Annotated in this window: 16 protein-coding genes and 4 tRNA genes; 15 read left to right on the forward strand and 5 right to left on the reverse strand. The window is 67.7% G+C overall.

The window, feature by feature from the left end; translation table 11 throughout:
• The first annotated feature begins 39 nt into the window (after positions 1 to 39).
• Together BQ8008_RS02790 and BQ8008_RS02795 are read left to right on the forward strand one after the other, a co-directional pair.
• The gene (locus BQ8008_RS02790) at positions 40 to 549 is read left to right on the forward strand and encodes a PadR family transcriptional regulator (RefSeq protein WP_108832709.1); all 510 of its coding nucleotides are present in this window, start codon (positions 40 to 42) and stop codon (positions 547 to 549) included.
• On the forward strand, positions 549 to 1,169 hold the full coding sequence (locus BQ8008_RS02795; RefSeq protein ID WP_108834594.1) for a GyrI-like domain-containing protein: 621 nt from the start codon (positions 549 to 551) through the stop codon (positions 1,167 to 1,169). Before BQ8008_RS02790 ends, BQ8008_RS02795 begins: the two co-directional genes overlap by 1 nt.
• Before the next feature lie 36 nt (positions 1,170 to 1,205).
• Here BQ8008_RS02795 and BQ8008_RS02800 read toward each other — a convergent pair whose 3' ends face one another.
• Together BQ8008_RS02800 and BQ8008_RS02805 are read right to left on the reverse strand one after the other, a co-directional pair.
• Positions 1,206 to 1,508: a hypothetical protein gene (locus tag BQ8008_RS02800; RefSeq protein WP_108832710.1), complete on the reverse strand. Its 303-nt coding sequence runs from the start codon at positions 1,506 to 1,508 to the stop codon at positions 1,206 to 1,208.
• Positions 1,509 to 1,515: 7 nt separating this feature from the next.
• Entirely contained in the window at positions 1,516 to 4,179 is a 2,664-nt protein-coding gene (locus tag BQ8008_RS02805) for a DEAD/DEAH box helicase (RefSeq protein WP_108834596.1), read from the reverse strand.
• A 204-nt stretch (positions 4,180 to 4,383) separates the two neighbouring features.
• On the opposite strand from BQ8008_RS02805, the gene BQ8008_RS02810 reads away from it, so the two are divergent.
• The 5 genes from BQ8008_RS02810 to BQ8008_RS02830 all read left to right on the forward strand — a co-directional run bounded on the left by BQ8008_RS02810 (position 4,384) and on the right by BQ8008_RS02830 (position 11,475).
• Positions 4,384 to 5,931: an alanine/glycine:cation symporter family protein gene (locus BQ8008_RS02810; protein WP_108832711.1), complete on the forward strand. Its 1,548-nt coding sequence runs from the start codon at positions 4,384 to 4,386 to the stop codon at positions 5,929 to 5,931.
• Positions 5,928 to 7,382: an alanine/glycine:cation symporter family protein gene (locus tag BQ8008_RS02815; RefSeq protein ID WP_108832712.1), complete on the forward strand. Its 1,455-nt coding sequence runs from the start codon at positions 5,928 to 5,930 to the stop codon at positions 7,380 to 7,382. The genes BQ8008_RS02810 and BQ8008_RS02815 overlap by 4 nt, the downstream gene beginning before the upstream one ends.
• A 5-nt stretch (positions 7,383 to 7,387) precedes the next feature.
• On the forward strand, positions 7,388 to 8,863 hold the full coding sequence (locus tag BQ8008_RS02820; protein ID WP_108834598.1) for an alanine/glycine:cation symporter family protein: 1,476 nt from the start codon (positions 7,388 to 7,390) through the stop codon (positions 8,861 to 8,863).
• A 166-nt stretch (positions 8,864 to 9,029) separates the two neighbouring features.
• Positions 9,030 to 10,625 carry an alanine/glycine:cation symporter family protein gene (locus BQ8008_RS02825; RefSeq protein ID WP_108832713.1) on the forward strand — a complete coding sequence of 532 codons (1,596 nt, stop codon included), beginning with the start codon at positions 9,030 to 9,032 and terminating at the stop codon, positions 10,623 to 10,625.
• Between the two features lie 25 nt (positions 10,626 to 10,650).
• Positions 10,651 to 11,475, forward strand: a complete 825-nt coding sequence (locus BQ8008_RS02830; RefSeq protein ID WP_108832714.1) for a fumarylacetoacetate hydrolase family protein — start codon at positions 10,651 to 10,653, stop codon at positions 11,473 to 11,475.
• A gap of 31 nt (positions 11,476 to 11,506) precedes the next feature.
• On the opposite strand, the gene BQ8008_RS02835 is transcribed toward BQ8008_RS02830, so the two are convergent.
• Together BQ8008_RS02835 and BQ8008_RS02840 are read right to left on the reverse strand one after the other, a co-directional pair.
• Positions 11,507 to 12,733 carry a MalY/PatB family protein gene (locus BQ8008_RS02835; RefSeq protein WP_108832715.1) on the reverse strand — a complete coding sequence of 409 codons (1,227 nt, stop codon included), beginning with the start codon at positions 12,731 to 12,733 and terminating at the stop codon, positions 11,507 to 11,509.
• Between the two features lie 86 nt (positions 12,734 to 12,819).
• A complete protein-coding gene (locus BQ8008_RS02840) occupies positions 12,820 to 13,671 on the reverse strand; it encodes a hypothetical protein (protein WP_159086764.1) in 852 nt (283 codons plus the stop codon).
• Positions 13,672 to 13,851: 180 nt separating this feature from the next.
• On the opposite strand from BQ8008_RS02840, the gene gltX reads away from it, so the two are divergent.
• On the forward strand, positions 13,852 to 15,468 hold the full coding sequence (gene gltX, locus BQ8008_RS02845; RefSeq protein ID WP_108832717.1) for a glutamate--tRNA ligase: 1,617 nt from the start codon (positions 13,852 to 13,854) through the stop codon (positions 15,466 to 15,468).
• A 121-nt stretch (positions 15,469 to 15,589) separates the two neighbouring features.
• Here the strand turns inward: gltX and BQ8008_RS02850 are convergent, their stop codons facing one another.
• Positions 15,590 to 16,357, reverse strand: a complete 768-nt coding sequence (locus tag BQ8008_RS02850) for a hypothetical protein (RefSeq protein ID WP_108832718.1) — start codon at positions 16,355 to 16,357, stop codon at positions 15,590 to 15,592.
• A 293-nt stretch (positions 16,358 to 16,650) separates the two neighbouring features.
• Here BQ8008_RS02850 and BQ8008_RS02855 point away from each other — a divergent pair.
• From BQ8008_RS02855 to BQ8008_RS02885, 7 genes are all read left to right on the forward strand, one after another.
• Positions 16,651 to 16,722, forward strand: a tRNA-Gln gene (locus tag BQ8008_RS02855).
• A 29-nt stretch (positions 16,723 to 16,751) separates the two neighbouring features.
• Positions 16,752 to 16,824, forward strand: a tRNA-Glu gene (locus BQ8008_RS02860).
• A gap of 40 nt (positions 16,825 to 16,864) precedes the next feature.
• A tRNA-Glu gene (locus BQ8008_RS02865) sits at positions 16,865 to 16,937 on the forward strand.
• A gap of 50 nt (positions 16,938 to 16,987) precedes the next feature.
• Positions 16,988 to 17,060: transfer RNA gene (locus tag BQ8008_RS02870), tRNA-Glu, on the forward strand.
• 236 nt (positions 17,061 to 17,296) lie between these two features.
• Positions 17,297 to 18,931 (forward strand): ribonuclease J, encoded by a 1,635-nt coding sequence (locus tag BQ8008_RS02875; protein ID WP_108834600.1) that lies wholly within the window; start codon positions 17,297 to 17,299, stop codon positions 18,929 to 18,931.
• A gap of 15 nt (positions 18,932 to 18,946) precedes the next feature.
• Positions 18,947 to 19,918, forward strand: a complete 972-nt coding sequence (locus tag BQ8008_RS02880; RefSeq protein ID WP_108832719.1) for a PfkB family carbohydrate kinase — start codon at positions 18,947 to 18,949, stop codon at positions 19,916 to 19,918.
• Positions 19,919 to 20,040: 122 nt separating this feature from the next.
• Positions 20,041 to 22,953 carry an FtsK/SpoIIIE family DNA translocase gene (locus tag BQ8008_RS02885; RefSeq protein WP_108832720.1) on the forward strand — a complete coding sequence of 971 codons (2,913 nt, stop codon included), beginning with the start codon at positions 20,041 to 20,043 and terminating at the stop codon, positions 22,951 to 22,953.
• Positions 22,954 to 22,959: the final 6 nt, after the last annotated feature.

A 22,959-nucleotide genomic window follows, 5' to 3' on the forward strand; every position in this document is an offset into this window, starting at 1 on the left:
ATGTCTTACATGCCGTTACTCTAGCGCTAGAGTAACGGCATGCTTTCCGACGCCGACATCGTTGTCCTCTCGCTCCTTGCCGAGCAGTCTCGTCACGGCTACGACCTCGACCGGGTCATCGAGCAGCGCGGCTACCGGCAGTGGACCTCTTTGGCCTTCTCCTCCGTCTACTACGTCCTCAAACGCCTGGCGGAACGGGGGCTCGCCGAGCCCGACAATGGCCCCACGGGGCGCCGCACCGTCTTCCGTATCACCGACGCTGGGCGCCGTGAGCTGAGCGAGGCCGCCGGTGAGCGCGTCCTCACCCCGGCGCCGCCCACCGCGGGCGTGCTTCCGGCGCTCAACGCCTATGCCCGGCTCGACGACCCCGGGCTCATGGCCGCGCTGGTACGGCGCGCCGAGGCGCTCCAGGAGAGGCTCGATGAGCTGTGCCGGCTGCGCGCTCAGGTCGATGAGGAGCACGCCCTGGCCATCTTCGACTACGAGATCCTGCGCCAGGAAGCGGATCTCACTTGGACCCGCACCCTTCTCGAGGAAAACAGACAATGATGAGGACTGATATCAAGAAGGAACACAAGGACCTGTACCAGCCGACAGCGGCCGACTTCACGGAGGTGGACGTGCCGGCCATGACCTACCTGGCCATTGACGGTCACGGCGACCCCAACACCTCACCCGCCTACGCCACCGCGATCCAGGCGCTGTACGCAGGCGCCTACGCGATCCGCTCCGCCTTCAAGAAGCGCACCGGTGACGACTTCGTCGTCGGTCCCCTCGAGGGACTGTGGACGAGCGCCGACAACTCCGCCTTCGTCACCCGCGACAAGGGAGAGTGGGACTGGACCATGATGATCCCTCTGCCTGACGCGGTCTCGTCGCAGGACATCGTCGACGGTCTTGGGCGAGCCGCGCGCAAGAAGCCCGAGCTTCCCATCGATGCTCTCAAGGAGCTCCCTCTGAGCGAGGGCAGGTCGCTGCAGATTCTCCACGTGGGCACCTACAACGACGAGGCCCCCACCCTGGCCCGCCTCCACGACGAGGTCATGCCACGCCTCGGACTCACCTGGAACGGTCCCCATCACGAGATCTACCTCAGTGACCCCCGGCGAGTGGCGCCGGAGAAGATGAAGACCGTCCTGCGCCAGCCGGTGAGGCCCGAATCGGAATGAGCCGAGGTGAGCCACACTGGTTTGTGCCGTCGTGGCTCAAAAGGCCAGGAGCCTGAAGAGCAGCGCGAGCACGACGACGATGAGCACGGCGCGGACGAAACGAGGACCGAGCCATGTTGCCGTCCTGGCCCCAAGGTGGCCACCCAGCATATTCATGCCTCCCATGAAGAGGCCCAGTCGCCACTGGACGGTACCGGCCAGGGAGAACAGGAGCAGTGCTCCGGTGCTCGTCGCCAGGTTGACGGCATCGATCCAGCCCGCGAGCAGAGCCATCATGAGGAGAAGCGTCAGCATTCCCCCGGTCAGGTCTCCCAGCCCGGCAGGAGCAGTGAGGTCCACGACCGTCTCAGCCCTGCGGCCCCACGGACAGCAGGTGGATGACCGCGCGCTTGTCCCTGTCGCACTCGGCCAGGTCCACCAGGGCCGTCAGGCGCCAGTCGTGGTCGCCGTCGGGGTCCTCCAGGACCTGGGTGGCCAGCCACACCTGCCTCCCGGAGGTCTCCAGGGCCTCGCGCAGGCGCTCACTGACCCCGGCGGCTGCCAGGGCCGTCTCATCGGGGGCCTCATCAAGCGGTGCCAGCGAGATCGCCCGGGCCGAGGTGTCCGTGCCGATCCAGTCGTACTCGTCCCAGTAGCGCCCCAGCGCCTCGTCCCAACGATCCTCACCCCAGCCGGAGGAGGCGTCCAGACGGCCCAGGGCCTCGACGTCGTCACGCGCCATGAGCTCAACGCGGCGGAACATCTCCCGACGCACCGCCACCCGGAAGGCGTGACGGTTGCGGGTGAAGGCCACCGAGCCGTCCTCGCCCGCGCCGAAGGCCCGCTCCACCCCGGCCGAGTCGTCCGCACCGGGACGGTCCCCCTCCAGCAGGCCGGCGACCTCGCCCGCCCTGCCCGCCTGGGCCTGACCGAGCGCCTCCCACTCATCGAGCAGGGAGGAGTCGACGGCGCGCACGAGCGCCCCCAGCCAGTCGATGAGCTCGGTGACCTCGGGCGTGCGGTGCTCATCGGGCACGACCTGGCGCAGCGCCCGGTAGGCATCGGTGAGGTAGCGCAGCACCACGCCCTCGCTGCGCCCCAGCTCGTAGCGGGAGATGAGGTCGGAGAAGGTCATCGCGTTCTCCACCATCTCGCGCACCACCGACTTCGGCGCCAGCTCGTGCTCGGCGATCCACGGGTTGGCCTGCTTGTACATCTCCAAGGCGGGGGTGAGCAGCTCGGCCAGAGGCTGGGGCCAGGTGATCTCCTCCAGGGCGGCCATACGCTCCTCGTAGTCCATCCCCTCGGCCTTCATCGCGGCGATCGCCTCGCCGCGGGCGGCGCGCTGCTGGGCGTAGAGCAGCGGGCGCGGGTCGTCCAGGGTGGCCTCGACGACGCTGACGACGTCGACCGTGTGCTCCGGGGCCTCCACGTTCAGCAGGTCCATGGCCGCCAGGGCGAAGGGTGCCAGGGGCTGGTTGAGGGCGAAGTCGGCCGGCAGGTCCACGGCCAGGCGGAGCCGAGGGCGCCCGTCGGCGGCGGCCTGGGCGCTGGAGACGTGCGTGAGGACGCCCGCCGTGCGCAGGGACAGGTAGATCTCCAGGGCGCGGCGCACGTGCCGGCGCCGCTGGGCCTCGGGCTCGTGGGCGCGCTCCAGCAGATCGGCCATCGCCGCCACCGGGTCGCCGGTACGTTCCATGAGGTTCAGCACCATGGTGGTGGTGACCTGGAACTGGCTGGTCAGCGTCTCCGGGGCCGCATCGCGCAGCCGCTCGAAGGTCTTGTCCGTCCAGTTGACGCGCCCCTCGGGGGCCTTCTTGCGCACGATCTTGCGGCGCTTGCGCTCGTCGTCGCCGGCCTTGGCCAGCGCCTTGGCGTTCTCGATGACGTGCTCGGGGGCCTGGACGACGACGTAGCCGCGGGTGTCGAAGCCGGCGCGCCCGGCCCGTCCGGCGATCTGGTGGAACTCGCGCGCGGTGAGGTGGCGCTCCTTGGAACCGTCGAACTTCACCAGCGAGGTCATGACCACCGAGCGGATCGGCACGTTGATCCCCACCCCGAGCGTGTCCGTGCCGCAGATGACGGACAGCAGCCCTTCGCGGGCCAGGCGCTCCACCAGTCGCCGGTATCGTGGCAGCATGCCCGCGTGGTGCACGCCGATCCCGGCGCGCAGCAGTCGTGAGAGCGTGGCCCCGAAACCGCCGCCGAAGCGGAAGTCGCCCAGCGCCCGCACCACCTCCGCCTTGCGGGACTTGGGCACCAGGTCGACGCTCAGCAGGGAGGTCGCCCGCTCCACCGCCTCCTTCTGGGAGAAGTGGACGACGTAGACCGGAGCCTTGTCCTGCCCCACCAGGCGCTGAAGCAGCTCACCGATCGGCTCGACGACGTACTCCATCTCCAGGGGAACTGGCCGAACGGCGTCGTCGACGACGGCGACCTCGCGGCCCGTGCGCTCGCGCAGGTCCCGAACGAAGAATGAGACATCGCCCAGCGTCGCCGACAGCAGCACCATCTGCGCCTGGGGCAGCTCCAGGAGGGGGACCTGCCAGGCCCAGCCGCGCTGAGGGTCCGCGTAGTAGTGGAACTCGTCCATGACGACGCAGTCCACGTCCATGTCCTCGCCCTCGCGCAGGGACTGGTTGGCCAGGATCTCCGCGGTGCAGCAGATGATCGGGGCGGCGGCGTTGATGGAGGTGTCCCCGGTGACCATGCCGACGTTGTCGGCCCCGAACAGGCGCACCAGCTCGAAGAACTTCTCACTGACCAGGGCCTTGAGGGGGGCCGTGTAGTAGGAGCGACCCCCACGGGCCAGCGAGACGGTGTGGGCGGCCAACGCGATCATCGACTTGCCCGAACCTGTCGGTGTGGCGGCGATGACGTGGCGGCCCTCAAGAATCTCCGACAGCGCCTCGTCCTGGTGCGGGTAGAGCGGGCGGCCCGTCGTCTCCGCCCAGTCCGAGAATGCCAGGTAGACCTCCTCGGGCTCGGGGACGCGCTCAGGATCGTCAGCCGGGATGAGGGCGTCGAGCATCGCGTTGAGGGCCGGAGCAGTCTGGGTGGTCACGGCGTCATCGTCTCACGGGGGCCGTATCGAACGGTCTGGGCTGGCTCGTGGGAGAGCCACAGAGACCGTGGCGCGTCCTGAGGAGCGACCGCACTATGTTCCGGGTGCCGATTCATGAGAGCATGCGGGCCGTCCCCACCTGCTGCGACACCGTGAAAGGCCGAATCTCCCATGGAAGCCCTCGCCGCTCAGCTTGAGGCAGTCTCGGACTGGATCACGCTCCACATCACCATGTGGGTGCTCGTCGGTACCGGGATTCTGCTGACCGTCCTCACTCGAGGTGTCCAGCTGCGTCGTCTGCCGGACATGCTCCACCAGGTGGCCGGATCACGTTCCGGCGCACAGGGAGGCATCTCCTCCTTCCAGGCCTTCACGATCTCCCTGGCCGCCCGTGTGGGCATCGGTAACGTCTTCGGGGTGGCTGCGGCCCTCATCCTGGGCGGTCCCGGCGCGATCTTCTGGATGTGGATCGTGGCCCTGGTCGGTATGGCCACCGCCTTCTTCGAGGCGACCCTGGCCCAGATGTTCAAGGTCCGCCACACCGACGGCTCCTTCCGCGGCGGCCCCGCCTACTACATGGCGCGAGGACTGCGCAGCCGGGCCCTGGGCGTCGTCTTCGCAGGGCTGACGATCTTCACCTGCGGCTTCTCCATCATCATGGTCCAGTCCAATGCCGTCGCCGGCGTCATCGGCCCAGGCTCTCCACTGAACCTGAGCCCCGTCGTTGCCGCCACGGTGCTGGTGGCGCTGTCCGCCCTCGTCATCCTCGGCGGGGTGCGGCGGGTCGCCCGCGTCACCGAGTGGATGGCGCCGATCATGGCCCTGGTCTACGTGGTCATGGCCATCATCATCGTCGGCCTCCACATCAGCCAGCTCCCGGGCATCCTGGCCACCATCGTGGGCTCGGCCTTCGGCCCCTATCCCTTCGCCGGAGGGGTGACCGGAGGCATCATCGCCGCCCTGACCAACGGAACCCGCCGCGGCCTGTTCTCCAACGAGGCCGGACAGGGAACCGCGCCCTTCGCAGCCGCCACCGCGACCGTCGCTCACCCGGTCCAGCAGGGACTCATCCAGTCCCTCGGCGTGTTCGTCGACACCATCATCGTGTGCACCGCAACCGCCTTCATCATCCTGGTCTCCGGCGTCTACAGCCCCGCCCTCGTCGAGGCCGGCACCCTGACCCCCGACGCCGCGGGAACCTTGACCTCCGACGCCGTCGCCGCCACCCTCGGCGGCTGGACCGCCGTGCCCATGACCATCGTCATCTTCGTCCTGGCCTTCTCCTCCATCATCGCCGCGGCCACCTACTCCGAGGTCTCCATGACCTTCATCTCCGAGCGGCCCGCATGGCGATGGCTGCCCCGACTGGTCTCGGTGGCCTCCACCGGCCTGGGCGCGCTCGCCACCCTGACCGTTGTGTGGAACACCGTCGACATCACCATGGCCGTCATGACCCTGACCAACCTGGTCGCCCTCGTCTGGCTCGCCCGCTGGGGCGTGGGCGCCCTGAGGGACTGGGACGTCCAGCGCGCGGCGGGACGAACCGCCCCCCTGTTCGTCGGCGTGGGCAACCCGTACCTGCCCGGCGACCTCCCCGGAGACGTTTGGACCGCTGAGAGAGCCAGCCTGGCCGAGGCGGACGAGACCGCCGACAACGTTGTTCCTGCAGCCACCCCCGCCAGCAGCCAGCCGGCCGCCTCGACAGGAGCCGACGCATGAACCTCACCAGCATCGAGAGCCTGCTCAACTCCGTTGACGACTTCTTCTACACCTACCTCCTCGCCGCCCTCCTCATCCTTGCCGGCGTCTACCTGGCTGCGCGCACCTCCCTGGTGCAGCTGCGCCACTTCGGTACCATGGTCAACTCGTTGTCCGGGTCGCGCTCAGGTGCACAAGGAGGCATCTCCTCCTTCCAGGCCTTCGCTGTGGGGTTGGCCGCACGCGTCGGCATCGGCAACATCGCCGGGGTTGCCCTGGCCGTCGTCGCCGGTGGTCCCGGTGCCCTGTTCTGGATGTGGGTCGTCGCCCTCATCGGCATGGCCACCAGCTTCGTGGAGTCCACGCTTGCGCAGATCTTCAAGGAGCGCGGCCGGGACTTCACCTTCCGCGGGGGCCCGGCCTACTACATCAAGAACGGCTTGGGATCGGCCTTGTGGGGCAAGGTCTTCGCGGTCCTGTGCATCGTCTCGGTGGGAGTCACCGTGGTCATGGTGCAGACGAACTCACTGGCCGAGGTGATGACGGCCACTGTCCCCAGCCTGTCGGGCTGGATGGTCGGGGTGTTCCTCGTCCTGCTGACCGCTCCCGTGGTCCTGGGCGGAGTGCACCTCGTGGCCCGGGTCGCGGAGTGGCTGGCACCCATCATGGCGCTGGCCTACGTGCTGGTTGCCGTAGTCGTCATCGTCCTCCACATCAACAGGCTGCCGGAGGTCCTCGTCAGCATCCTCCAGGGGGCCTTCGGCCTCAATGAGGCTCTGTTCGGTACCGCAGGAGGAGTCGTCGCGGCGCTGCTCAACGGGGTGCGCCGTGGCCTGTTCTCCAACGAGGCCGGTCTGGGAACCGTCCCCAACGCCGCCGGTACCGCCACGGTCGCACACCCCGTGAGACAGGGACTCATCCAGTCCTTCGGCGTGTTCGTCGACACGATCCTCGTGTGCACGGCCACCGGCCTGCTCATCCTGCTGGCCACCGACACCTACCGCCCCGGCGACAGCTCCTTGGTCGGGGCGATCCTCACCCAGCAGGCCGTCGCCGAGCACCTGGGCTCCTGGACCACCTGGCCCATGGTGATCCTCATCTTCGTCCTGGTCTTCTCCACGGTGCTGGGCTGCTACTCCTACGCGCAGGTCAACGTCAACTTCCTGGGAGGGGAGCGCCGGGCCGAGCAGGTCTTCGGGATCATCCTGACCGCCGCAGCCTTCGGCGGCACCGTCCTGACCCTGCCCGTCGTGTGGGCCCTGTCCGACATCGCCCTGGGACTGCTGGGCGTCCTCAACCTCGTCGTCGTGATCCGGCTCGCCCCGTGGGTCATCGGGGCCCTGCGTGACTTCGAGGCCCAGCGCGCTCAGGGCCTCACCGAGCCGTCCTTCGTGGGTCACGGTAACGCCCTCCTTCCCGGAGACGTGGTCCCCGGGGTCTGGGAGCCCGACGACGCAGCGAGGCGGGGGTGATCGTGATGTCGCCGATGGCGCACGCCTCATGGATGGACCAGATCGACGCCGCCTTGTCCTCCGTCTCCGACCTGCTCTTCTCCTGGGTCCTCATGTGGCTGCTGGTTGGAGCCGGCATCTTCTTCACGATCAGGACCCGGGGGGTTCAGCTGAGGCACACCGGTGCGATCGCCTCCTCGGTGGCAGGATCCCGTGACGGGCGCCATGGCGGGATCACCTCCTTCCAGGCCTTCGCCGTCGGACTGGCCTGCAGGGTGGGAACCGGCAACATCGTCGGGGTGGCGCTAGCACTCATCATGGGCGGGCCGGGCGCCGTGCTGTGGATGTGGCTCGTCGCGATCCTGGGAACCGCCACCGCCTTCAGCGAGGCGACCCTCGCCCAGCTGTTCAAGGTCCGTCGTCAGGACGGCACCTTCCGCGGAGGTCCCGCCTACTACATCTCCCGTGGACTGAGACTGCCGATCCTGGGCGGGCTGTTCGCCGTCGTCTTCCTCATCGCCAACGGCCTGGTCATGCCCATGGTCCAGGCCAATGCCATCACCGCCTCCCTTGAGGGCGCCAGCGGACTGCCTCCGGGCCTGGGGGCCATCCTCGTCGTGGCCCTGACCGCACCGGTTCTCCTCGGGGGCCTGCGAGCCATGGCCCGGGTGGCCGAGTACCTGGCCCCGCTCATGGCTCTGGCCTATCTGGTACTGGTCCTGGCCATCCTCCTCACCCACCCGGTCCAGGCCTGGGAGGCTCTTCGCTCCATCGTCGAGGGCGCCCTCGGTCTGCGCCAGGGGCTGGGCGGCCTTGCTGGGGGAGTGACCGCCGCATTGCTCAACGGCGTGCGCCGCGGGCTGTTCTCCAACGAGGCGGGGCTGGGCGGAGCGGCCTGCGCAGCGGGCTCAGCCACCGTGGAGCACCCGGTCCAGCAGGGCTTCATCCAGGCCTTCGGCGTCGTGGTCGACACCCTGTTCGTGTGCACCGCAACGGCGCTGGCGATCCTGGTCGCCGGAGCAGACGTCTTCCGGCCCGGAGCCACCGCCAAGGAGACCGCGGGAACCCTGACCCAGGATGCCATCGCCCACCTCGTGGGGGAGTGGAGCCGCTGGCCCATGGCCCTGCTCGTCGTGGTCCTGGCCTACACCACCATCATCGGGGCCTTCTCCTACGCCCAGGTCTGCCTGGACTACCTCACCGACCGCCCCTGGGTCTCACGGGCACTCCAGATCGGAGCCGTCGTCTGCGCCGGTGTCGGCAGCGTGCAGCAGCTGACCACCGTCTGGACCCTGGCTGACGTGCTCCTTGGCGTCGGCGCCATCATCAACCTCATCGCGCTCGTGGCTCTGAGCCGATGGGTTGCCTGCGCCCTCCGTGACTGGGAGGCGCTCCAACGCGATCCGAGGCCGGACGGGAGTCGGCCGGCCTTCCGAGCTGATTCCGACCACCTGCCCGCAGCTCTGCCCTCGGGCGCCTGGGAGAAGTCGATCCCCTCGTAGGCCGACGGCGTCACCGGATCGAAACACTGTGTCCGTAGCCTTCGAAAACAGGGTGCACCACCTCTCCCCCAAGAGGGGTGGATGAGGCAATGACGCGTGTCCCTAGACATACACGCACATCGCCCGCCTTGCCTGCGTCGTCGTCCCACTCCATGGAGGTTCTCACGTGCAACCGGTTCTGGCTCCCTTGAACAGTGCCGCATCCAGCGGAGGCAACAGCTGGACCGACTCTCTGGAGTCCTTCTTCACCGCCGGCGCAGACATCCTGGACAAGGCGTCCGGCTACCTGTTCCTCTACCTGCTCGCTTGGCTGCTCGTCCTGGGCGGGTTGTACTTCACCATACGGACCGGCGCGGTACAGCTGCGTCTCTTCCCCCACATGGTGCGGGCCATCACCTCCTCCCGGGACAGCAACGAGGGCGGGATCTCCTCCTTCCAGGCCTTCGCGGTCGGCCTGGCCTCCCGGGTCGGCACCGGCAACATCGTGGGCGTGGCCATCGCCATCACAATGGGCGGCCCCGGCGCCGTGTTCTGGATGTGGATCGTGGCTCTGGTGGGTATGGCCACCGGGTTCATCGAGGCGACCCTCGCCCAGATGTACAAGGTCACCCACCCCGACGGCTCCTTCCGCGGTGGTCCGGCCTACTACATCATGCGGGGTCTGGGCTCCAAGCCAGCCGCCCGGGTCTTCGCCGTCGTCATCACCTTCGTCTTCGGCTTCGCCTACGAGGCCACCCAGGCCAACACCATCGCGGCGACCATGAAGAGCACCTTCCACATCGAGCCGTGGATGACCGCCGTCGGCCTGGTCGTCATCACCACGCCGATCGTCTTCAAGGGCATCAAGTCGGTGGCTGCCGTCTCCGAGTGGCTCGTGCCGATCATGACGGTGGTCTACGCCTTCATCGCCCTGGCGATCCTGGTGCTTCACGCCAGCGCGATCCCGGGAGCCATCGTCTCCATCTTCGAGGGCGCCTTCGGGCTCAACCAGGCCTTCGCCGGAACCGCCGGCGGGCTCTTCGCCGCCGCGCTCAACGGCGTCAAGCGCGGCCTGTTCTCCAACGAGGCCGGTGAGGGATCGGTTCCCAACATCGCCGCCACGGCGACCGTCTCCCACCCCGTGCAGCAGGGCTTCGTGCAGTCCCTGGGCGTGTTCGTCGACACGATCGTGGTGTGCACCGTCACCGCCCTCATCGTCCTGCTCTCCGGGGTCTACGACCCGATGGCCGCTCAAGCCAACCCGGATACCGCGAATGCAGCCGCCAATACCCTGACCTCCGCCTCGGTCACCCACGTGCTCGGCGGATGGGCGCAGTACCTCATGGCCATCATCATCTTCGTCTTCGCCTACTCCTCACTCCTGGGCAACTACACCTACGCCCAGGTCAACATGGACTTCCTCCAGGGCAAGCAGCACAAGCACTACGCCCTGCGGGCCATGATCATCGTGGCCACCGCCGTCGGCTCCCTGTCCACCCTCACCTTCGTGTGGAACCTCTCCGACCTGGTCATGGGCGCGATGACCGTCATCAACATGGTCTCCATCCTCCTGCTGGGAGGCTGGGCCTTCGGCGCCCTGCGCGACTGGGAGGCCCAGCGCCGAGCCGTCCAGACCGGCGAGAAGGAGGAGATCCGGTTCATCGCCACCGACAATCCCTACCTGCCCGGCAAGCTCCCCGGAGAGATCTGGGCCGCCGACGGCCCCGCCCACGCCGCCGTCATGGAGCGTCGCGCCGCACTGGAGGAGGCATCGGGCAGCTGACCCAGACCGCGTTAGGCTGGCACCCATGAAGATCGCACGATTCTCCACCGGTGACGAGCCCCGCTACGGCATCGTCCAGGGGCTGCCCGACGGCGAGGTCGCCTCGGGCGAGTCCGAGGGGCACCTCCTGGTTCTCAAGGGGGACCCCCTCTACTCCCTGCCCGAGGCCACCGGAGAGGTCGTCGAGCTGCGCGAGGCCCGGCTCCTGTCCCCGGTCATCCCTCGCTCCAAGGTCGTGGGGATCGGGAAGAACTACACGGACCACATCACCGAGATGGGGGAGTGCGGGCCCTCGCGCGAGCCGATCGTCTTCCTCAAGCCCAATACCTCCGTCATCGGCCCGGATGCTCCGATCGTCCTGCCACCGTGGAGCGATGAGGTCCACTACGAGGCCGAGCTGGCCGTCGTCATCAAGACCCTTGCCAAGGACGTCCCCGCTGACCACGCCGAGGACGTCATCCTGGGATACACGGTCGCCAACGATGTCTCGGCCCGCGACCGCCAGCGCGCCGAACCGCAGTGGGTGCGGGCCAAGGCATTCGACACCTCCTGCCCCCTAGGACCGTGGATCGAGGTTCCCGAGCCCGGCCGTCCCCCCGTCTTCTCACCCGACGACGCTGCAGTACGCACCCGGGTCGACGGCCGCCTGGTCCAGGAGGGCCGCACCGGAGACATGATCCGTTCCGTCCCCGAGCTGGTCTCCTACATCTCGACGATCTTCACCCTCCTCCCCGGCGACGTCATCCTCACCGGTACACCTGCCGGAGTCGGCGAGATCCGGGCCGGCCAGCGCGTCGAGGTCGAGATCGCGGGCATCGGCTCCTTCTCCAACCCGGTGGTACGTCGCTGAGCCGACGGCGTCGGCCCCGGAACGTCCCGGCTCAGGATGCCGCTTGGGACAGGCGGCGGACCGCGTCGCCGATGCGGCGCACGGTCTCCTCCTCGATGCCTCGGCCCGTGGCCAGGTTGAGGCGGCAGAATCCCGACCAGGCCCTCCCGAAGGTCACGCCCTCATTCATCGCGACTCCGGCCTCCTTGCGGAAGAAGCGCGCCGGCCGCTCCATACCCAGGTCCCGGCAGTCCAGCCAGGCCAGATAGGTCGCCTCCGGCAGAGTTGGCTCGACGCCCTCGAGGCCGTTCAGGGCGTCGCTCACCATGTCCCTGTTGGCGCGGATGTAGGCACGAACCTCGCCCAGCCAGTCCTGCCCCTCACGCAGGGCCGCAATAGTGGCCAGGGCCCCGACGACGGAGGCCCCAGCCGTGAGATGAGCGCTGCCGGCATCGGTCTCCCACCGCGTACGGGCCTGGCCCGAGGCGATGAGCTGGGCGCACTTCAGACCCGGGATGTTCCACCCCTTGGATGCGGCCGTCGCCGTGAAGGTCAGATCCGGGTCTGCGCCCGGACGGGAGGCGTAGGGGGTGTGCGCCAAGGAGTCTTCGAGCACCAGGGGAGCATGGATCTCGTCGGCGAAGACCGGTACCCCATAGGTCGAGGACAGTGCCGCGACGGCGTCGAGCTCAGCGGCTGAGAGGACTCGCCCCACCGGGTTCCACGGGTTGCACAGGACGAGCAGCCCGGCTCCTGCCGCCATGGCGGACTCGATGCCGTCAAGATCCAGTACCCAGTGAGGCGAACCGTCCCGTGCTCCGCGCGCGACAGAGGGGACCTCGACGCAGCTCCGACCGTTGCGTCCCGGGATCTCCAGAAAGGGCATATAGGCAGGGGTGGGGACGATGACAGCAGAGTCCTCGCGGGTGTGAGAGGCGATCACCGCGCTCAGTGACGAGAGTACGTCGGGCAGCAGACTCACCTGCTCGGCCTCCACCTGCCAGCCGAAGGCCTCACGCTGATAGTGTGCCATCTCCTCGCGCGCCGCCTGCGAGACCGAGGGCGGCATGTACCCCAGGAGGCCGTCGTGCGTCGCCTGGCGAATCGCCGCCTCGACCGCGGGGGCGGTCCCCAGGTCCATCTCAGCGACCCAGGCCCCGATGACGTCACCGGGGTACTGGGACCATTTGAGCGACCCCCGCTCGCGCATCTGCTGCGGGGTCAGGGAGTCGAAGATCTGAGCCAGAGAACCGGAACCGTTGTCGGAGGAGACAGCCATGGGTGGGATTCTACGGGTGCCGTCCGGGGTCACCCGCTGCGGGACGCATCCTGCCCTGGCGTATCGCAATGGTCTGGAGCCGCGGCTCAGGTCCGGTTGGAAGACCTGTCAGAGCCCTTCCCATCGTTCTTGTCGCTGGGGGCGGTGGCCTTGTCTCCGTCGGTCCCGCTCTTCTTGTCGTTGTCCTTCTCGCCCTTGCCGCTGCCAGAGGCGCTACCGGAATCGCCCTCATCCATGTCCGCAGGCCCTGGGTCGGTGACAGTCGTGTACTTCATGAGGTCGTCAAGATCCGCGGTGGAGTACTTGTCACTGGGGCAGATGAGTGTCGCGGTGAGGAAGGTCGGTTTCTTGATGGTCGTGAACGCCCTGAGATACTCCGTGGCCTGATAGTCCTTACCATCCTTACCGGTGTAGGTCCAGTCCAGTCTCTTGGTCTCAATGGGATTTCCGGAGGAGTCCTTGACGGAGGTCGCGTCATCCTGAGCGGGTTTAAAACTCACATTGGTGACGCCTTGAGAGAATTTCTGTATTTCGTTCTGCGCCTGGATGTCGGTTTCCTCCCGGTCGCTGGAGGGCTGCCCTTCGAAGAGGTTCTGCGTCGTCACAAACTGGCAACCTTCATCACTGACCAGCTCATTGACTCCCCCGGTGTCGTGCTTCGTGTTGGTCCATCCCGGTGCCGACACAAGAAGGGACCATCCAGCTGCTCCGCCGTTGACCTCCGTGCTCTCTGCGCTGCTGGAGGAGGGTGCCTCAGAGGCGTGGGGGCTTGCGCTCGATGCGCTGGAGGAGGACGAGGTGGAGACTTCCCCCTCCTCCTGGCACGCGGTGAGCGCCGGGACCGTGAGAGCGACACTGAGCCCCACCATGAGAGGGATCCTGAGCACCGGCAGGCGACGAGAACCGGAACGTGATGCAGCGCAATGGGTCAGGGACATGGAAGAACCTCCAAGATGAGTGGGGAATCCGTCGGTCCGGTCGAGTCGGGAACCGTCGTCGTCACGTGTGTGGAAAGTCCGCCGCTACGATGAGGTAACGGACTCACGGGGATCACGGTAACCGTCACCACGTTGTGCGGCCATGGGGAGAATGGTCCGTCGGGATACGCTGTCCCCATCATGCCTGAACTCAGCGACCACTCATCCACACTCCGTTCTGATCCCGCCGCCACGGCCGATGTCCCGGAGCAGGGCTCGTCATCTGTTCGTGTGCGCTTCTGCCCCTCACCGACGGGAACCCCCCACGTCGGCATGGTGCGCACCTGCCTGTTCAACTGGGCCTACGCCCGTCACACCGGAGGCACCTTCGTCTTCCGGATCGAGGACACCGACGCCGCCCGCGACTCCGAGGAGTCCTTCGACGCCATCCTCGACTCCCTGACCTGGCTGGGCCTGGACTGGGACGAGGGCGTGGGCAGGGGCGGCCCTCATGAGCCCTACCGCCAGTCCCAGCGGATGGACCTGTACAAGCAGGTGGCGGCGGAGCTGCTGGAGGCGGGCTACCTGTACGAGTCCTTCTCCACCCCCGAGGAGATCGAGGCCCGTCACCGTGAGCGCGGCGAGGACCCCAAGCTCGGCTACGACGGCTTCGACCGCAACCTGACCCAGGAGCAGAAGGACGCCTTCCGCGCCGAGGGACGCCTCCCCGTCCTGCGGATGCGGATGCCGGACGAGGACATCACCTTCACCGACCTGGTCCGCGGCCCCATCACCTTCAAGGCGGGCAGCGTGCCGGACTACGTCGTCGTGCGCGCGGGTGGGGAGCCTCTCTACACGCTGGTCAACCCCGTTGACGATGCCGCCATGGGCATCACCCACGTCCTGCGCGGCGAGGACCTGCTGTCCTCCACCCCGCGGCAGGTGGCGCTCTACCGGGCACTCGTTGAGATCGGCCGGGCCCAGGTGATGCCCGAGTTCGGGCACCTGCCCTACGTCATGGGGGAGGGCAACCGGAAGCTGTCCAAACGCGACCCCCAGTCCAACCTCCTCATCCACCGCTACCGCGGCATGATCCCCGAGGGACTGCTCAACTACCTGGCCCTGCTGGGATGGTCGCTCAGTGCTGACCGGGACGTCTTCTCCGCCGCAGAGATGATCGAGGCCTTCGACGTCCATGACGTCAACCCCAACCCGGCCCGTTTCGACCCCAAGAAGTGCGAGGCGATCAACGCCGAGCAGGTGCGAGCGCTGGAGGAGAAGGACTTCCGCGACCGCCTGGTGCCCTACCTCGCCGACGCCTACCCTGACCCGACCGACGAGGTCACGCAGGTGCCGCTGGTCTCGGCGGCCTCCTTCGACGAGCTCTCTGCGCGCGAGCAGGAGATCCTCAGCGCAGCGGCGCCCCTCATCCAGACCCGGATCCAGTTACTGCGCGAGTGCCGTGACATGCTCGGCTTCCTCTTCGTTGCCGACGACGACCTCACCATTGACGACAGGGCCAGGACCAAGCTCAAGGACTCGGCGAGTGATGTCCTGGACGCCGGTATCCGCGCCCTGGAGGGGCTGGGCGTCGAGCAGTGGGACAGAGACCATGTGGAGGAGGCCCTCAGGGCCGCCATCGTCGAGGGACGGGGCATGCCCGACGGCGAGGGGATCAAACCGCGTCTTGCGTACGGTCCTCTGCGCGTTGCCGTCACCGGACGACAGGTCTCCCCGCCGCTGTTCGAGTCCATGGAGATCATGGGTGCCGACTCGACCCTCACCAGGCTGCGGGCCCTGAGAGCACGACTCGAGTGACTACTGCCGGTTGAGCTGATCGAGGTGGGGCCAGGAGCACAATGCTCCTGGCCCCACCCCATCCGCTCACGGAGACTCTCGTGAGCCACCGGGGAGAACGCTCAGTGACTCCACGAGACGATCACATGGCGCCGGCGTCGAAGCCGCTGATCCGTGTCCCGCTCAGCAGATCGTGCCAGGTCTGAAGGTCGGGGAGATTACCCGGAAGGCACTGCATGAGGATGTCGAGTGTGGCCCCCTGCTCTCCGACCTGCCTGAAGAAGCGGTATCCACTGACCTCGCTGTCTCCTGAGTTGCTGAAGGTGACTGTTCCTGTGTAGGCAACCTCGTAACCCGCGAGCGTGCCGCTGTCATCAGGCATGACGTCAACGGCCGTGGGTCCCGAGGTCACTGTGTAGGCGGGATAGTTCGAGGGTTGTTCCTGCACCTTGGCGGAGGAGGCGGCGTTATCACCCGTCGTGTTTCTGCTGTTGTACGTGTCCTGGGAGGACTGGTAGCGGAGAACGCCCTGGCAGGTCTGATCATTGAAGAGGTATCCCCGGTTAATGAGGAAGGAGGTCTCCATCGGGAGGCTGAGAAGGTCATCTTTCTGCTGCCAGATGTCGGTTCTCTCGTTGGTGATCGTCACGCTGGGCATCGTCCATGATGCGGAGGGCGTGGCCGATGGTGTCGGAGTGGACGACTTGGAGGGAGACGGCTTGGTGGAGGATCCCCTCGTGCTGCTGGCCTCGGCGGAGGCACTGACGGGCTCAACGGTGAGCTGGCCCTTGTGGGCGGGGCCGCAGGCGCTCAGTGCCAGACCAGCGGTCAGACACAGCCCAAGAGCGAGGCAGCGAGTCCTGTGAGAGCCACGACCGGCGTGGTTGTGACGCAGTGGATGGGTGCGCATACGGCCTCCCAGAGGGTAACGGGGCGAGCAGGAACTCCGGCGAGTCTAAGGGATGTCATTGTCGTTGCGCTTGGCTGCGAGGCTGTCTGAGGCTGATATGGGATGTACCGGCTCGTGCTCCATGGGCGGCTCGAGGCTGCTCAACGGCCTGTTTCGGGGAAGTGACGGGGAGTCGACGCTTGTCCGGATCGGCGTGTGTCTGTCGTCACCCCCTGATGATTTGGTGGGGGCGGGGTGGGCGTGTAGATTACTGCCCGCTGCCTCGGCCGCGAGACGACTGAGGTGGAACCCATTGGGGTATGGTGTAATTGGCAACACGACTGATTCTGGTTCAGTTATTCTAGGTTCGAGTCCTGGTACCCCAGCGGATCTGCTTGATATCTGCTGATCTATAGCCCCCATCGTTTAGTGGCCTAGGACACCGCCCTCTCACGGCGGCGGCGCCGGTTCGAATCCGGCTGGGGGTACGAGGGTCTGGCTGTCGCGTGCGGCGACCAGACTGTCATGGCCCCCATCGTTTAGCGGCCTAGGACACCGCCCTCTCACGGCGGCGGCGCCGGTTCGAATCCGGCTGGGGGTACGGATCAGCTGAGGACCTCGCGGTCCGAGTGATCCACAACCACATATATCGCCCCCATCGTTTAGCGGCCTAGGACACCGCCCTCTCACGGCGGCGGCGCCGGTTCGAATCCGGCTGGGGGTACTTGGCAGGGGTCCGCGCTATCAATGAATGGCGCGGGCCTCGTCTGTTGTGGGATACCTCTTCTCAGCCCGTGCGCTTCTGGAACCTGCCTGGGTGCTCAGGCGGGGTGAGACAGGATCGAGTGGGATCAAATCGGATCAGACCAGATCAATCGATTATCGCGGTATCCTCGGTAGGATGCCCGCGTGACGAACTTTCCTGCGCTGAAGACCCCCGGCCCCCTCACCGATGGCGCAATGCGCATCACCCCCCTGGGAGGACTGGGAGAGGTCGGCCGCAACATGACCGTCTTCGAGCTCGACGGGAAGCTGCTCATCGTCGACTGCGGCGTGCTCTTCCCCGAGGAGGACCAGCCCGGCGTCGACCTCATCCTCCCCGACTTCTCCTCCGTCGAGGACCGCATCGACGACGTCGTCGCCCTGGTGCTGACTCATGGGCACGAGGACCATATCGGAGGCGTGCCCTACCTGTTGCGCCTGCGCGATGACATCCCCCTGGTGGGCAGTGAGCTCACCCTGGCCTTCGTGGAGGCCAAGCTCAAGGAGCACCGCATCCACCCGGTGCTGCGTCAGGTCGTCGAGTACGAGGAGGTCTCCTACGGCCCCTTCGACCTGGAGTTCGTGGCCGTCAACCACTCCATCCCCGACGCCATGGCTGTCATGATCCGCACCGACGCCGGCAATGTGCTCGTCACCGGAGACTTCAAGATGGACTCCCTGCCCATCGACGGGCGCATCACCGACCTGCGCTCCTTCGCACGCTTCGGTGAGGAGGGGGTGGATCTGTTCTGCGTGGACTCCACCAACGCCGAGGTTCCCGGAATGGTCGGCCACGAGGGCGAGATCGGCCAGGTCCTGGACAACGTCTTCGCCGACTCCGATGGACAGATCATCGTGGCCTCCTTCGCCAGCCACGTCCACCGGGTCCAGCAGGTCCTCGACGCCGCCGCTCTGCACGGCAGACGCGTAGCGCTCGTGGGGCGCTCCATGGTGCGCAACATGGGCATCGCCGCCGAGCGCGGCTACCTCAAGGTCCCAGACGGCGTCCTCATCGACGCCCGTGACATCACCTCGTTGCCCCCGCAGGAGCAGGTCCTCATGGTCACCGGCTCGCAGGGCGAGCCGATGGCGGCACTGTCCCGGATGGCGCACTCCGAGCACCGCAGCGTCACCATCGAGCCCGGAGACACCGTCATCTTCGCCTCCTCCCTCATCCCGGGCAATGAGAACTCCGTCTTCCGGGTCATCAACCAGCTCATGCGGCTGGGGGCCCGTGTCGTTCACCAGGGCAACGCGAAGGTCCACGTCTCCGGGCACGCCTCCTCCGAGGAGCTTCTCCACGTCTACAACATCGTCCAGCCCCGCAACGTCATGCCCATCCACGGCGAGATCCGCCATCTGGTGGCCAACGGCGGGCTCGCCGTCAAGACCGGGGTCGCCCCCGAGCGGGTCATGCTGTGCGAGGACGGGGTGGCCGTCGATCTGGACAAGGGGATCGCCCGTATCGCCGGCCAGGTCCCCTGCGGCTACATCTACGTCGACGGCTCCTCCGTGGGGGAGATTGACGAGGCCGAGCTCAAGGACCGCCGCATCCTTGCCGAGGAGGGATTCGTCTCCGTCTATGCCGTGGTGGAGACCACGACCGGCACGATCCTGGCCGGCCCGCACATTCAGGCCCGGGGCATGGCCGAGGACGACTCCGTCTTCGAGGAGATACTGCCCGATGTCACCGAGGCGCTGTCCGCCGCGCTGGAGACGGGGAAGGCCGACGCCTACTCCCTCCAGCAGGTCATGCGCCGCACCCTGGGACGGTGGATCGGGCGCCGCCTCAAGCGCCGCCCCATGATCGTCCCGGTTGTCATCGAGGCCTAGGAGGTCGCTTACTGCATGACTCTGTTCCGGCCCGCATGCTTCATATCCACCGGATCCATCCTCATTGACATCCCCCTCCACGTCAGCCGAGTGCCGATGCCGGGAGGGGCGATCACCGGGGCATCATCGGGCCCGGTCGTGGGGGGCGGGTACACGGTGGTCTCAGCCGCTGCCCGACAGGGCGTCCCCGCCGCTCTGGCGGCGACCCTGGGAACCGGCCCCAACTCCGCACGGGTGCGCGAGTCGATGCGCCTGGACCAGGTCGAGCTGCTCGTTGAGGAGCTCGTCGGCGATATCGGCACCTGCACCACGCTCATCGAGCCGTCGGGCCGGCGAACCTTCATCACCACTGCGGGCGTCGAGGGCGAGCCCCAGCGCGAGGACCTCGAGAGCCTCGACCTTCGGGAGGGGGACTGGGTCTATGCCACCGGCTACGACCTGGCCCACTACACGAGCAGGGGCATCCTGGCCGACTGGCTCCTGTCGATCCCCGACGGCGTCGGACTGGTCATCGACCTGGGCCCGGCCCAGCCCGATATCCCCGACCAGGTGCTACTGCCGCTGCTGTCCCGCGCGACGATGCTGACCGGCAACGACCTGGAGATGAGCCGGCTCGAGGGACGGCTGGGGAGCCCGGACGCGGTGCGTCGGAGCTGCTCACAGGCACTGATCGTCCGGCGTACCGGAGCCCACGGATGCATCCTCCACCCGGTCGGTGGCGGACCGATCGAGGTTCCCGGTTTCGTGCGCGCTGTCGTCGACACGACGGGGGCGGGAGACACTCACACCGGTGTCCTCGTCGCCGGACTCCTCGACGGGCTCGACGTCGTCGAGGCCGCCCGACGCGCCAACGCGGCTGCCGCCCACGCCGTGGCCCGCAGCGGGCCGGCTCAGGCTCCGCGCCGTGAGGAGATCGACGCCATCCTCCTTGAGAGCACCGAGGACGGTACCGAAGACGATGAGGGACCCGACGGTAGCGCTCGCTGACGGTGGCGGCTGCCCGGATGGTTCCAGAGGGAGCCCTCGGTGAGAAGGTGACGTTTTCCCACCCGCCCAAGGCGGCGTGGCAGGGCCGCCGGCGCCAAGAATCCGATAGTTTCTAGAACATCATGGCCAATCGTCGCACCACGAGAACTGCTACGCCTCCGTCCGGATCCGGCAGGGGGCGCGCTCGAGGAGCATCCCCTCAAGGACCCGCTCCTTTCACCGCCTCCGGAACCCAGTCCGCCGGCGGACGCTACCGCCGCACGGGGTGGGCCTTCCTCATCCTGGCTCTCGCGGCGGTCCTGGCTCTGCGCGAGTGGTTCGGGATCTCGGGAGCCGCCGGAAACCTTCTCCACCACATCGCCGCAGGTCCCGTCGGTGTGCTCGGTATCTTCGTGCCCCTGCTCCTGGGGGCGCTGGGCGTCGCCATGCTCAGGGCCCACAGTCTGGGAGCGGTTCACGCCCGGATCTCGGTGGGCTGCCTCGGACTGCTGACCGCACTGACCGGAATGATCCAGGTGGGCAGTGGCAACCCGGTCCTCAGGGACAATGTCGGCGGCCTGGAGAGCGCCGGGGGGCTGTTGGGATGGCTGGTGGGCTACCCGCTGGCGGCGCTGTTCTCCTCAGTGGGCGCCTTCATCCTGTTCTTCCTCCTGGCCGCGTTCTCCGCCCTGGTCCTGTCCGGCAAGACCGTCGCCGAGATCCGGGAGCTGCTGGCACAGCGCCGGTCTCAGGGCGCCGACGGAGCCGGCGACCCGTCCGGAGCCGACGGCTCCGGTGACTCCCTGGCCCGGCGCCTGCTGGGACGGGTCCGTGGAGGCTCCGGCGCGGCAGGAGCAGCAGGCGATGACTCCGAGCAGACCACGCTCCTGGACTCCTACGACGGAGACGAGCCCTTCCGCTCCGCGCTGGAGGTGGAGGAGACGGCCCCGCGTAAGCGTGGCAGCGGCCGGCGCAAGCGCTCCACCGACAGGGAGGCTCAGCAGACCTCGATCACCGAGCTCTTCGAACCCGGCCATGATCAGAGTGACCAGGCCGACGATGCTACCTTCGTCGTCCCGGAGGTGGGCAGCGAGGACGATGCGGTCACGTCGTCGACCCCCTCTGCCGCCTCTCCTTCCAAGGACAGAGCCGCCGGAGGGCCCAGGACGGTCGGAGCACCCGCAGGCGCGCAGCGCAGGCCCTCACCCGCGAAGCGCCCGGCCTCGCCGGTACCGTCCGAGCTCGACACCGTCACCGAGGAGACCCCCGGGGTCGCGCTCGAGGAGCCCGACCTCGCCGACCAGATCGCCATGAGCGACATGGGCAACATGGCCCTCCCCGACGGCTCCACCTACGCCCTGCCCGAGGACGCCCTGCTCGGGCCCGGCCCTGGGCACGCCACCCGCACCCCCGCCAACGACGCGATCGTCGAGGCGTTGCAGAACGTCTTCGCCGAGTTCAACGTCGACGCCACCGTCACCGGCTACACACGCGGCCCCCAGGTCACCCGCTACGAGGTCCACCGCGGCCGGGGGGTCAACGTCTCCCGCATCACGGGGCTGGAGAAGAACATCGCCTACGCGGTGGCCTCGGACGAGATCCGCCTGCTCACCCCGATCCCCGGCAAGAGCGCCATCGGCATCGAGATCCCCAACACTGACCGCGAGATGGTCAAGCTCGGCGACGTCCTGCGCTCCCAGGCCGCCCGTAAGCAGGCCCACCCGCTGGTCGTGGGGCTGGGCAAGAACGTCGAGGGCGACTACGTCGTCACCAACCTGGCCAAGACCCCGCACCTGCTGGTGGCCGGCCAGACCGGCTCGGGTAAGTCCTCCTTCGTCAACTCCATGATCACCTCGATCATGATGCGTGCCACCCCCGAGGAGGTGCGCATGGTGCTGGTCGACCCCAAGCGCGTGGAGTTGACCATCTACGAGGGCATCCCGCACCTCATCACCCCGATCATCACCTCCCCGAAGAAGGCCGCCGAGGCCCTGGAGTGGGTGGTCCGCGAGATGGACACCCGCTACGACGACCTGGCCTCCTTCGGCTTCAAGCACATCGATGACTTCAACAAGGCGGTGCGCGCCGGAGAGGTCCAGCCCCTTCCCGGTTCCCAGCGCGAGCTGAGACCCTACCCCTACCTCCTCGTTGTCGTCGACGAGCTCGCCGACCTCATGATGACGGCCCCCAAGGACGTCGAGGCCTCCATCCAGCGCATCACGCAGCTGGCCCGAGCCGCCGGGATCCACCTGGTCCTGGCCACCCAACGGCCCGTCGCCCAGGTGGTCACCGGCCTCATCAAGTCCAACGTGCCCTCGCGCCTGGCCTTCGCCACCGCCTCCCAGCTCGACTCCCGCGTCATCCTCGATCAGAACGGGGCCGAGACACTCACCGGCCAGGGCGACGCCCTCTACCTCGGCCCCGGGGCCTCCACGCCGGTGCGTATCCAGGGCTCCTGGGTCACCGAGACCGAGATCCGCTCCGTCGTCGAGCACGTCAAGGCCCAGCTGACCCCCGAGTACCGCGAGGACGTCGTCGTCCCGGAGGTCAAGAAGCAGATCGATGAGGAGATCGGCGACGACATGGACCTGCTCCTGCAGGCCGCCGAGCTCATCATCTCCAGCCAGTTCGGCTCCACCTCGATGCTCCAGCGCAAGCTGCGCGTCGGATTCGCCAAAGCCGGCCGCCTCATGGACCTGCTCGAGTCCCGTGAGGTCGTCGGCCCCTCAGAGGGGTCCAAGGCCCGTGACGTCCTCGTCCAGCCCGAGCAGCTGGAGGAGACCCTGGCCTGGATCAAGGGCGAGGGGAACGCGCCGGGAAGCGCCGATACCCCCGCAGTCTCTGAGGACTCCCAGGCCGGCGAGCCCGCCACCGACGGCCCGCCGGCCCCCGTGGCAGGTGAGCCCCGCACAGTGGCTCTGCCGTCGAACCGCTACAGCACGGACCCGCTGGAGGCCGACCCGAACCTGCCGGAGTCGGAATCCTGGGACGATGCCTCCGCCGAGGAGGACTCGGAGGACGCATGGTCACTCACCGGCCGCGGCTCATCGTGGTGACGCGGT

Origin of the sequence: Actinomyces sp. Marseille-P3109 (assembly GCF_900323545.1) — a bacterium.
Lineage (GTDB): Bacteria > Actinomycetota > Actinomycetes > Actinomycetales > Actinomycetaceae > Actinomyces.

Bases quoted from the DNA above. Each gene is read 5' to 3' on its own strand.
- BQ8008_RS02790 (WP_108832709.1), top strand. From the start codon at position 40: ATGCTTTCCGACGCCGACATCGTTGTCCTCTCGCTCCTTGCCGAGCAG.
- BQ8008_RS02795 (WP_108834594.1), top strand. From the start codon at position 549: ATGAGGACTGATATCAAGAAGGAACACAAGGACCTGTACCAGCCGACA.
- BQ8008_RS02805 (WP_108834596.1), bottom strand. From the start codon at position 4,179: ATGCTCGACGCCCTCATCCCGGCTGACGATCCTGAGCGCGTCCCCGAG.
- BQ8008_RS02810 (WP_108832711.1), top strand. From the start codon at position 4,384: ATGGAAGCCCTCGCCGCTCAGCTTGAGGCAGTCTCGGACTGGATCACG.
- BQ8008_RS02815 (WP_108832712.1), top strand. From the start codon at position 5,928: ATGAACCTCACCAGCATCGAGAGCCTGCTCAACTCCGTTGACGACTTC.
- BQ8008_RS02820 (WP_108834598.1), top strand. From the start codon at position 7,388: ATGTCGCCGATGGCGCACGCCTCATGGATGGACCAGATCGACGCCGCC.
- BQ8008_RS02830 (WP_108832714.1), top strand. From the start codon at position 10,651: ATGAAGATCGCACGATTCTCCACCGGTGACGAGCCCCGCTACGGCATC.
- BQ8008_RS02835 (WP_108832715.1), bottom strand. From the start codon at position 12,733: ATGGCTGTCTCCTCCGACAACGGTTCCGGTTCTCTGGCTCAGATCTTC.
- BQ8008_RS02840 (WP_159086764.1), bottom strand. From the start codon at position 13,671: ATGTCCCTGACCCATTGCGCTGCATCACGTTCCGGTTCTCGTCGCCTG.
- gltX (WP_108832717.1), top strand. From the start codon at position 13,852: ATGCCTGAACTCAGCGACCACTCATCCACACTCCGTTCTGATCCCGCC.
- BQ8008_RS02850 (WP_108832718.1), bottom strand. From the start codon at position 16,357: ATGCGCACCCATCCACTGCGTCACAACCACGCCGGTCGTGGCTCTCAC.
- BQ8008_RS02875 (WP_108834600.1), top strand. From the start codon at position 17,297: ATGCGCATCACCCCCCTGGGAGGACTGGGAGAGGTCGGCCGCAACATG.
- BQ8008_RS02880 (WP_108832719.1), top strand. From the start codon at position 18,947: ATGACTCTGTTCCGGCCCGCATGCTTCATATCCACCGGATCCATCCTC.
- BQ8008_RS02885 (WP_108832720.1), top strand. From the start codon at position 20,041: ATGGCCAATCGTCGCACCACGAGAACTGCTACGCCTCCGTCCGGATCC.